At 70.4% G+C, this 9958-nt stretch carries 12 protein-coding genes and 1 riboswitch; of the genes, 2 read left to right on the top strand and 10 right to left on the bottom strand.

Features of this window, described 5'->3' with window-relative positions; translation table 11 throughout:
• Window positions 1-3: 3 nt before the first annotated feature.
• From HLK59_RS27565 to HLK59_RS27605, 9 genes are all read right to left on the bottom strand, one after another.
• Window positions 4-1089, bottom strand: coding sequence for a hemolysin family protein (locus HLK59_RS27565; protein WP_171144224.1), 1086 nt, complete (start codon window positions 1087-1089; stop codon window positions 4-6).
• Window positions 1086-2414 carry a hemolysin family protein gene (locus tag HLK59_RS27570; protein WP_171144225.1) on the bottom strand — a complete coding sequence of 443 codons (1329 nt, stop codon included), beginning with the start codon at window positions 2412-2414 and terminating at the stop codon, window positions 1086-1088. Before HLK59_RS27570 ends, HLK59_RS27565 begins: the two co-directional genes overlap by 4 nt.
• Window positions 2415-2589: 175 nt before the next feature.
• Window positions 2590-3033, bottom strand: coding sequence for a PH domain-containing protein (locus tag HLK59_RS27575; protein ID WP_171144226.1), 444 nt, complete (start codon window positions 3031-3033; stop codon window positions 2590-2592).
• Window positions 3034-3047: 14 nt separating this feature from the next.
• Window positions 3048-3905: an ATP phosphoribosyltransferase gene (hisG, locus tag HLK59_RS27580; protein ID WP_171144227.1), complete on the bottom strand. Its 858-nt coding sequence runs from the start codon at window positions 3903-3905 to the stop codon at window positions 3048-3050.
• Window positions 3906-3964: 59 nt separating this feature from the next.
• Window positions 3965-4237, bottom strand: a complete 273-nt coding sequence (locus HLK59_RS27585) for a phosphoribosyl-ATP diphosphatase (protein WP_171144228.1) — start codon at window positions 4235-4237, stop codon at window positions 3965-3967.
• A 34-nt stretch (window positions 4238-4271) separates the two neighbouring features.
• Window positions 4272-4757 carry a 6,7-dimethyl-8-ribityllumazine synthase gene (ribH, locus tag HLK59_RS27590; RefSeq protein ID WP_171144229.1) on the bottom strand — a complete coding sequence of 162 codons (486 nt, stop codon included), beginning with the start codon at window positions 4755-4757 and terminating at the stop codon, window positions 4272-4274.
• Window positions 4758-4774: 17 nt separating this feature from the next.
• Window positions 4775-6064 carry a bifunctional 3,4-dihydroxy-2-butanone-4-phosphate synthase/GTP cyclohydrolase II gene (locus HLK59_RS27595; protein ID WP_171144230.1) on the bottom strand — a complete coding sequence of 430 codons (1290 nt, stop codon included), beginning with the start codon at window positions 6062-6064 and terminating at the stop codon, window positions 4775-4777.
• Complete coding sequence (locus tag HLK59_RS27600) at window positions 6061-6702, bottom strand: nicotinamide mononucleotide transporter family protein (RefSeq protein WP_171144231.1); 642 nt, start codon at window positions 6700-6702, stop codon at window positions 6061-6063. The genes HLK59_RS27595 and HLK59_RS27600 overlap by 4 nt, the downstream gene beginning before the upstream one ends.
• On the bottom strand, window positions 6699-7304 hold the full coding sequence (locus tag HLK59_RS27605) for a riboflavin synthase (protein WP_171144232.1): 606 nt from the start codon (window positions 7302-7304) through the stop codon (window positions 6699-6701). Before HLK59_RS27605 ends, HLK59_RS27600 begins: the two co-directional genes overlap by 4 nt.
• Window positions 7305-7450: 146 nt before the next feature.
• Window positions 7451-7581, bottom strand: a riboswitch (FMN riboswitch).
• Between the two features lie 222 nt (window positions 7582-7803).
• Between HLK59_RS27605 and HLK59_RS27610 the strand changes: the two genes are divergently transcribed.
• Together HLK59_RS27610 and HLK59_RS27615 are read left to right on the top strand one after the other, a co-directional pair.
• Window positions 7804-8691 carry an RNA polymerase sigma-70 factor gene (locus HLK59_RS27610; RefSeq protein WP_171144233.1) on the top strand — a complete coding sequence of 296 codons (888 nt, stop codon included), beginning with the start codon at window positions 7804-7806 and terminating at the stop codon, window positions 8689-8691.
• A gap of 89 nt (window positions 8692-8780) precedes the next feature.
• Window positions 8781-9530, top strand: a complete 750-nt coding sequence (locus tag HLK59_RS27615) for an SDR family oxidoreductase (RefSeq protein WP_171144234.1) — start codon at window positions 8781-8783, stop codon at window positions 9528-9530.
• A 73-nt stretch (window positions 9531-9603) separates the two neighbouring features.
• Here HLK59_RS27615 and HLK59_RS27620 read toward each other — a convergent pair.
• Window positions 9604-9958 (bottom strand): ROK family protein (locus tag HLK59_RS27620; protein WP_171144235.1); only part of this gene is annotated, 355 nt, incomplete at its 5' end.

Raw genomic sequence — 9958 nt, forward strand, 5'->3', positions numbered from 1 at the left:
GCACTACTTGGCCAGCACCTCTTCCGAGGCCTCACTCACCCGCGGCTCGGTGACCTTGACCTCCGGCACATCCCGGTGCGCCGGATCCGTCACCTCGCCCACCAGGAGTTCCAGTACGTCCTCCAGCGCCGCCAGGCCCAGGACCCTGCCGGACGCGTCCGCCACCTGGGCCAGGTGGGTGGCCGCCCGGCGCATGACCGTCAGGGCGTCGTCCAGGGGGAGTTCGGACCTGAGGGTCGTCATCGGGCGCCAGAGCTGCTGGGGTACCGCCCGCTCCGACTCCTCCAGGTCCAGGACGTCCTTCACATGCAGGTAGCCCATGAAGGCGCCGTTGTCGGCCACGACCGGGAAGCGGGAGTAGCCGGTGCGGGCGGTGAGCTCCACGACCTGGCCGGGCGTGACCGAGGGACCGACCGTCACCAGTGACTCGCGTGTCAGCAGGACGTCCGTGACCGGGCGGGAGCCCAGTTCCAGGGCGTCCTCCAGGCGCTCCTGCTCCTCGGGGTCCAGGAGGCCCGCCTGGCCGGCGTCCTCCACGAGCCGGTTGAGCTGCTCGCTGGTGAAGACCGCCTCGACCTCGTCCTTGGGCTCGACGCGGAAGAGCCGCAGGATGCCCTGGGCGCAGGCGCCGAGGGCGATGGTGATCGGCTTGCAGAAGCGGGCGAAGACGACCAGACCCGGGCTCAGCCACAGCGCGGCCTTCTCCGGGGCGGCCATCGCGAGGTTCTTCGGGACCATCTCGCCGATGACGAGGTGGAAGAAGACCACCGCGGCGAGCGCGATGACATAGCCGAGCGGGTGGATCATGCCGTGCGGCAGGTGGATCCACTCGAAGACCGGCTCAAGCAGCTTGGCGACGGTCGGCTCGGCGACCGCGCCGAGCGTCAACGAGCAGATGGTGATCCCGAACTGGGCCGCGGCCATCATCTGCGGCAGCCGCTCCAGGCCGTACAGCACCTGACGGGCCCGGGCCGTGCCGAGCGGCTCGATCTGGCTGCGCCGGACGGACACGAGGGCGAACTCTGCGCCGACGAAGAAGCCGTTGGCGAGCACGAGCAGCGCGGCGAACAGGAGGAGGAGCACGCTCATCGGACGGCCTCCACAACCGCGGGGACCGTTCTGACCAGTCGGACGCGCTCGGCGCGGTAGTGCCCGACCTGGCGGACCGAGAGCCGCCAGCCGGGGAGTTCGGCCCGATCGCCCACGGCCGGGATCCGGCCGAGCAGGTCGGCGACGAGCCCGGCGACCGTCTCGTACGGCCCCTCGGGCACGTCGAGGCCTATGCGCTGGAGGATGTCGACACGGCAGCTGCCGTCGGCGTCCCAGGCGGGCCTGCCGTCCTCCGACGGGGCGGCGGCGAGCTCCGGGACGTCCAGACCGTCGTGCTCGTCGCGGACCTCGCCGACGAGTTCCTCGACGATGTCCTCCAGGGTGACCACACCGGCCGTGCCGCCGTACTCGTCGACGACGACGGCGATGGGCTGCTCGCTGCGCAGCCGGGCAAGCAGCGGCTGGACCGGAAGGGTCTCCGGCACGAGCAGGGCCGGGCGGGCGATCCTGCCGACCGGGGTGCGCAGCCGGTCGTGGGTCGCAACGGCCAGGGCGTCCTTGAGGTGGACCATGCCGACGATCTCGTCGATCTTCTCGCGGTAGACGGGGAAGCGGGACAGGCCGGTGGCGCGGGTCAGGTTGACCACGTCCTCGGCGGTCGCGGACACCTGGAGGGAACTGACCTTCACGCGCGGGGTCATGACGTGCTGCGCGGTCAGCTCGGCCAGGGACAGGGTCCGTACGAAGAGGTCGGCGGTGTCCTGTTCCAGTGCGCCGGCCTGGGCCGAGTGCCGGGCCAGGGAGACGAGTTCGCCGGGGGTGCGGGCGGAGGCCAGCTCCTCGGTGGGCTCGACGCCCATGGCACGGACCAGACGGTTGGCGACGGCGTTCAGCGCGGCGATGACCGGGCGGAACAGGCGTGCGAAGGCGTGCTGCGGGCCGGCGACGAAACGTGCGACCTGAAGGGGCTTGGACACCGCCCAGTTCTTGGGCACGAGTTCGCCGATCACCATCTGCACGGCGGAGGCCAGCAGCATGCCGAAGACCACGGTGACTCCGGAGACGGCCCCCGCGGGGACGCCGATCGCGGTGAACGGGCCGTGCAGCAGCTGCGCGAGCGCCGGTTCGGCGAGCATGCCGACCACGAGGGAGGTGATGGTGATGCCGAGCTGGGTGCCGGAGAGCTGGAAGGAGAGCTCCTTGAGCGACTCGACGACCGTACGGGCTCGCTTGTCGCCCTCGGCGGCGGCCTTCTCGGCGTCCGGTCGCTCGACCGTCACGAGGCCGAACTCGGCGGCGACGAAGAAGCCGTTGGCGAGAATCAGCAGGAAGGCGGTTGCCAGGAGCAGCAGGGGGATGGTCATGCCGCCGCCTCGATATGCCGGGAGGGGGCGGCGCAGGTACTACAGGACGATCCGTCCATCGCTGGAGGGAATCACTCCTCGGATAGCAGTGGGCCTCTGAAGACCGGGGGGAACATCAGCGGCGGAGGCGTCACGAAAAACGCCTCCGCCAACAGGTTAATCAAGACATGGCCCTCTACGGCAGATCCCTCGGGGTGCGGGACTCGACGAGCGACCTCAGTGCGCGGGCGTCGGCGATGGCCTGCTGCTTGGCGATACCGGGCTGGATGCCCAGCGCGGGCAGGCTGGTTCCGTCGGTGAGGTTGAGGAACACCCAGGGATCGCCCGGCCGGAGATTGACCTGGACGATCTCGGCCCAGTCGAGGTGCCGCTTGCCGGCGATGTTCACGACGGTGACGCCGGACTCGTCGGCGACCACCTTCACCCGGGCGAGCAGGGCCAGCACACCGGCCAGGAGCGCCGCGGTGAAGATGAAGCTCAGGCGTTCGCCGGGGCCGAGCTTCTCCAGCAGCAGGGCGATCACCGTGATGACCACGAAGAGCGCGACGGCGGCGGTGAGCAGGACGGCCCTGGTGCGGCCGGGCCGGAAGGTGACGGGGAGGGTGGGGGTCTCGGACATGGCTGCGCGGCCCCTCAGAGACGGCACGCGTGGATGGACGTCGTCAGGATGGCCCGCGCGCCGATGTCGTACAGGTCGTCCATGATCCGCTGTGCTTCCTTGGCCGGGACCATCGCACGGACGGCGACCCAGCCCTCGTTGTGCAGCGGGGAGACGGTCGGGGACTCCAGGCCCGGCGTGAGGGCGACGGCCTTCTCCAGCTGCTCGACCCGGCAGTCGTAGTCCATCATCACGTACGTCCGGGCCACGAGGACGCCCTGGAGGCGGCGCAGGAACTGCTGCACCTTGGGCTCGTTCTCCGAGGTGGTGTCGGCGTCCGTGCGGCGGATGACGACGGCCTCGGACTTCATGATCGGCTCGCCGAAGACCTCCAGGCCCGCGTTGCGCAGCGAGGTGCCGGTCTCGACGACGTCCGCGATGACCTCGGCGACACCGAGCTCGATGGCGGTCTCGACGGCGCCGTCGAGGTGGACGACGGAGGCGTCGACACCGCTGTCGGCGAGGTGGCCCTCGACGATGCCCTCGTAGGAGGTGGCGACCGTCTTGCCCTTGAGGTCCTCGACGCCATTGGCCGTGCCCGGCTTGGCGGCGAAGCGGAAGGTGGAGCGGGCGAAGCCGAGCGGGAGGATCTCCTCGGCCCTGGCGCCGGAGTCGATCAGCAGGTCCCGGCCGGTGATGCCGATGTCGAGACGGCCGGAGGAGACGTAGATCGCGATGTCGCGGGGGCGGAGGTAGAAGAACTCGACCTCGTTGACCGGGTCGACGATCCGCAGTTCCTTGGACTCCCGGCGCTGCTGGTAGCCGGCCTCATGCAGCATCTCCGCCGCAGGGCCTGACAGGGAACCCTTGTTGGGGACGGCGATGCGCAGCATGAGGTCGGCTTCCTTCGCGTGAAACGGGGTGAACTGGGGTGGGCTGACTCGAAGAGGTTTTACAGATGGGCGTAGACGTCGTCCAGCGAGATTCCGCGGGCGACCATCATCACCTGGACGTGGTACAGCAGCTGCGAGATCTCCTCGGCGGCCGCCTCCTTGCCCTCGTACTCGGCGGCCATCCATACCTCGGCGGCCTCTTCGACGACCTTCTTGCCGATGGCATGGACGCCCTTGCCGACCAGCTCTGCGGTGCGGGAAGTGGCGGGGTCGCCGGTGGCGGCCTTCTGCTGGAGCTCGGCGAAGAGCTCCTCGAACGTCTTATTGGACATGGTGACGCTCAGCCTATGCCACACCCGGGTTCCGTCAGCGCCACGGTTCAGATACTGAGCGGAGGGTGGCCGCCGTCGCCACCGCCGCCGTCACCGCCTCGTGCCCCTTGTCCTCGTTGGAGCCCTCGATGCCCGCCCGGTCCAGGGCCTGCTCCTCGGTGTCGCAGGTCAGCACGCCCATGCCGATGGGGACGCCGGTCTCGACGGAGACCTGGGTGAGGCCCTGGGTCACGCCCTGGCACACGTACTCGAAATGGGGAGTGCCGCCGCGGATCACGACGCCGAGGGCGACGATCGCGTCGTAGCCGCGGCCCGCGAGGACCTTGGCGACGACCGGGAGCTCCCAGCTGCCGGGGACCCGGAGCAGGGTCGGCTCGTCGATCCCCAGGTCGTGCAGGGCGCGCAGGGCGCCGTCCACCAGACCGTCCATCACCTTCTCGTGCCACTGTGCCGCGATGACGGCGACCCGCAGGTCACCCACATTGCGTACGGACAGCTCCGGTGCACCCTTGCCGCTCACGTTCTCTGATCTCCTCGTTACTGGTTGCTGCAGGTCGACGCTGGAGCGGTGTCCAGCCAGGGCAGGTCGTGTCCCATCCGGTCCCGCTTGGTGCGCAGGTAGGCGAGGTTGTGCTCGCCCGCCTGTACCGGCATCGGCTCCCGGCCGTTGACCTTGAGGCCGTGGCGCAGGAGGGCGTCGGACTTGTCGGGGTTGTTGGTCATCAGGCGCACGCTGCGCACCCCGAGGTCCTCGAGGATCTGGGCGCCCGCGCCGTAGTCCCGGGCGTCGGCGGGCAGGCCGAGTTCCAGGTTGGCGTCGAGGGTGTCGCGGCCGCGCTCCTGGAGCTCGTACGCGCGCAGCTTGGAGACCAGGCCGATGCCGCGCCCCTCGTGGCCGCGCAGATAGACCACCACTCCCCTGCCCTCGTCCTGTATGCGCGCCAGGGAGGCGTCCAGCTGGGGTCCGCAGTCGCAGCGCGCGGAGCCGAAGATGTCGCCGGTCAGGCACTCGGAGTGGACGCGCACCAGGACGTCCTCGCCGTCGCCGATCTCGCCGTGGACGAGGGCGACATGCTCGACGCCGTCGACGGTGGAGCGGTAGCCGTACGCCGTGAACTCGCCGTGGGAGGTGGGGAGGTGGACCTCGGCCTCGCGACGGACGGTGGGTTCGGCGGCCTGGCGGTAGGCGATCAGGTCCTCGATGGAGATGATCGTCAGACCGTGCTTGCGGGCGAACGGGATCAGCTCGGGCAGCCGCAGCATACGGCCGTCCTCGCCGGCGATCTCGACGATCGCGCCGGCCGGGCGCAGGCCCGCGAGCCGGGCGAGGTCGACGGCGGCCTCGGTGTGGCCGTTGCGCGTCAGGACCCCGCCGGACTTGGCGCGGAGCGGGAAGACATGCCCGGGGCGCACGAAGTCGGTGGGCTCGGCGTCGCCGCTCGCCAGCAGCTGGAGCGTGGTCGCGCGGTCGGCGGCGGAGATGCCGGTGCTCACCCCGTGGGCGGCGGAGGCGTCCACGGAGACCGTGAACGCGGTCTTCATGGACTCGGTGTTGTCCGCGACCATCTGCGGCAGTTCGAGGCGCTCCAGCTCCTCGCTCTCCATGGGGGCGCAGATCAGGCCACGGCACTCGCTCATCATGAAGGCGACGATCTCGGGCGTCGCCTTCTCGGCGGCGATGACGAGGTCGCCCTCGTTCTCCCGGTCCTCGTCGTCGACCACGACGATCGGGCGGCCGGCGGCGATGTCGGCGATGGCCTGCTCGATCGGGTCGAGGGTGAGGTCTTCCAGGCCGTCGGTGCTGTAGAGGATCGGTGCCGTGCTCATGCCGGCGCTCCTTCCAGAGCGGGCCGCGTGCCCTGGCGGGAGCGCAGCCACCAGTCGCGCATGCCCCACAGGACGAGCGCGCCGTAGATGACGTAGACGAAGCCGGAGAAGGCGTAGCCGTTGGCGAAGTTGAGGGGGACGCCGACCAGGTCGACCAGGAGCCAGGCGAACCAGAACTCGACCATGCCGCGCGCCTGGGCGTACATGGCGACGACGGTGCCGACGAAGATGTAGGCGTCCGGCCAAGGATCCCAGGACAGGCTCGGGTACGCCTTGAAGAGCAGGGCCACCGCGACGGTGCCGGCGGCGGCCGCGCCGGCCATCGCCGCGCGCTCGGTCCAGGTGGCGAACCGCGGGGCGATGTGGCCCTTGCCGTCCTGCCCCTTGTTGCGGTTCCACTGCCACCAGCCGTACAGGGCGACGACCATGACGATCGCCTGCTTGCCCGCGCTGCCGGTCAGATGGCCGTAGAACGCGCCGAAGAGGATGAGGCCGGCCAGGAACTGCACGGGCCAGCTCCAGATGGAGCGCCGCCAGCCGAGGGCGAGGGCGACCAGGCCGGTGATATTGCCGATCATGTCCGACCAGAGGATGTGCTGGTCGAAGGCGGTGAACGCCTCGGAGTTCAGCCAGTTCACCGATCTGCTCCCTGGGTGTTCGCGAGCAGCCGCTCGACGTACTTGGCGACGACGTCGACCTCGAGGTTGACCGGGTCGCCGGGCTGCTTGTGGCCGAGCGTGGTCAGGTCAAGGGTGGTCGGGATGAGACTGACCGTGAAGTAGTCGGGGCCGGCGTCGACGACGGTGAGGCTGATGCCGTCGACGGTGATGGAGCCCTTCTCCACGACGTAGCGCGAGAGGTCCGCGGGGAGGGAGACCTTGACGATCTCCCAGTTCTCCGACGGCTTGCGCTCCAGGACCCGGCCGGTGCCGTCGACATGGCCCTGCACGATGTGTCCGCCGAGCCGGGCGCCCACGGCGGTGGGGCGTTCGAGGTTGACACGGGAGCCGACGGCGAGGGCGCCGAGGCTGGAGCGGTCGAGGGTCTCGGCCATGACGTCCGCGGTGAACTCGTCGCCCTCGTGCTCGACGACGGTGAGGCAGACGCCGTTGACGGCGATCGAGTCGCCGTGTTTGGCGCCCTCGGTGACGACGGGGCCCCGCAGGCGGAAGCGACACGCGTCGCCGAGGTTCTCGACGGCGGTGATCTCGCCCAGCTCTTCGACGATTCCGGTGAACACTTCCCGGGTCCTCCTGCCACATCGGGGCACGGACTCCGGGGCTGTCGATGACGACAGAATGAACGAGCAGGAGCACTGGGGGCGACGCCGGACAGACCCGCCCGCATGGACGAGTAGATACGGCGGCGCGCACGAATGCCCGCCCGCCGCGCACTGCCTCCCATCCGGACTTTAACCGTCGGTCCAGGAATTTCACCTGGTCAACCGGTCACTGGAAGTGACCGGGTCGCGGACTGTAACCGCCGGTTCGGACTTTCACCGACCCCGGAGTGCGCTGCTTTAAGGTACAGAGCCAGTGTGCCACGGCTGATCCAGGTCCATACGGGTGAGTGATGTGGAGTGGCTCACAGGTGGTGTCGCTGGACTTCTCAAGCCGCCCGACCTGTTGGACGCTCTGGTCTAGTCCTTTTTGGATCTCCGCAGACGGCCCGGCGGCGGTGACGACGGCCCTTGCCCGCCGCCGGGTCCCTCATCGGCCGGGCATGGCAGGGTGACGTGCATGACGAGCGCGATCGCCGACGAGTTCGAGAGCCACCGCCCCCGGCTGTTCGGCCTGGCCTATCGCATGCTGGGCTCCGCGGAGGAGGCCGAGGACATCGTCCAGGACGCCTATCTGCGCTTCAGCGGCGCCGACCGGGTCGTCATCGAACACCTCGGGGCGTGGCTCGCGAAGGTCGTCACCAATCTCTGCCTCACCCGGCTGACCTCCGCCCGGGCGCGGCGCGAGAGTTACGTCGGGAGCTGGCTGCCGGAGCCCGTCGTCACCTCGGACGGCACACTCGGCCCGCTGGAGTCGGCCGAGCAGCGCGACGCGGTGTCGATGGCGGTGCTGGTCCTGCTGGAGCGGCTCACGCCGACCGAGCGTGCGGTGTACGTGCTGCGGGAGGCCTTCGCCTACGGATACCGGGCGATCGCCGAGGTACTGGATCTGGGCGAGGCCAACTGCCGTCAGTTGCACCGCAGGGCGGTACAGCGGGTGGGTGAGCCCGAGTCGCGGTTCGCGGCCGCTCCCGGGCGGCAGGAGGAACTGGTCGCCTCGTTCGTCGCCGCGTCCCGGGAAGGTGACCTCTCCGGTCTGGAGAAACTGCTCGCGGCCGACGCGACCTGGTGGAGCGACGGCGGCGGCAAGGTGTCCGCGGCCCTGCGGCCGGTCGAGGGGCGCGAGAAGGTCCTCCGCTTCCTGCTGGGCGCGTTCGAGAAGTGGGGCCGGGAGCTGCGGTTCACGACGGCGGAGGTCAACGGCGGGACGGGGGTCGCGATGTGGGCGGGCGAGGCGCTCGCCGCCCTGGTGACCTTCGATGTGCGGGACGAGCTGATCGGCGACATGCGAGCCGTACTCAACCCGGACAAACTTGGCTTCGTACGAGGTCAGCTCGCCCACCCCTAGGGGACTGTCACATTTCACCGGGGCTGCGCGGTCTCAGCTGACGAAGGACGTTCCACCCCGGAACGTCCGGCGTCCGAAGGAGCTGAAGCATGACCACCATCCTGGTGACCGGCGGTACCGGAACCCTCGGCCGGCTCGTCGCCGAACGGCTGCGGGCGGGCGGGCACGAGGTACGGGTGCTCAGCCGGCACACCCAGCCGTACGCCGTCGACCTGCGCGAGGGGGGCGCCGCGCTGGACGCGGCGGTCGAGGGCGTGGACACGGTCGTGCACTGTGCGACCACGCAGACCGGCGGGGACGAGAAGGCGGCCGCGAACCTGATCGCGGCGGCGCGGCGGGCGGGGGTGGGACACCTGGTCTACATCTCGATCGTCGGCGTCGATCAGGTGCCGTTCGGGTACTACCGGTCCAAGCTCGCCGTGGAGAAGCTGGTCGAGGAGTCGGGGCTGGGGTGGACCGTGCTGCGGGCGACCCAGTTCCACGATCTGCTGGTGAAGATGCTCCGGGCGATGGCCAAGTCGCCGGTCCTGGTGCTTCCCGCAGGGGTGAGCGACCAGCCGGTGGAGGTGGCCGAAGTCGCGGACCGGCTGGCCGAGTTGGCGGCCGGGGCGCCTGCGGGGCGGGTGGCGGACCTCGGCGGGCCCGAGGTGCGGTCGTTCGAGTCGCTGGCCCGGGCCTATGTGAAGGCGACGGGACGCCGACGGGCCGTGGTGAACGTGCCGTTGATGGGGAAGGCGTACCAGGGGTTCCGGGCGGGTGGGCATCTGGCGCCGGAACGGGCTGTGGGGAAGGGGACGTTCGAGCAGTATCTGGCGCAGAGCCTCGGCGGGAAGGGCTGAGCGGGTCCGGCGAAGTCGGCTGCGGTGCGCCGCGGACGGGCGACGACCCATAGCCGTACGTCCAGTGGAGCGCTCAGCGCTCGGGCGGCGCGAACAGCTCGTCCTGCGCGCGGTCCCGTGCCGTCAGCAGCGCGCCGCGCAGCACCGCACCGCCGCCCAGCGCACTGGCGCGGACCTCGGTCGGCAGCGGCGACATACGGCGGACTCGCCGCGCCACCCGCGCGGCGAGGTCGCCCCCACCGGACTGCCCGACCTCACCCCCGAGGACCACGCACCCGGGGTCGAGTACGGCCACGACCGAGGAGACGCCCACCGCGAGTCGGTCGGCGAGGGCGTCCAGGAACTCGTCCGTGCCCGCCCTGACCAGCGCCGCGGCCACCGGTTCGGCACCGTCCGCGATGCCCGTCACCCCGTGCTCCCCCGCCAGT

The organism is Streptomyces sp. S3(2020) (assembly GCF_013044505.1).
Taxonomy (GTDB): Bacteria; Actinomycetota; Actinomycetes; order Streptomycetales; family Streptomycetaceae; genus Streptomyces.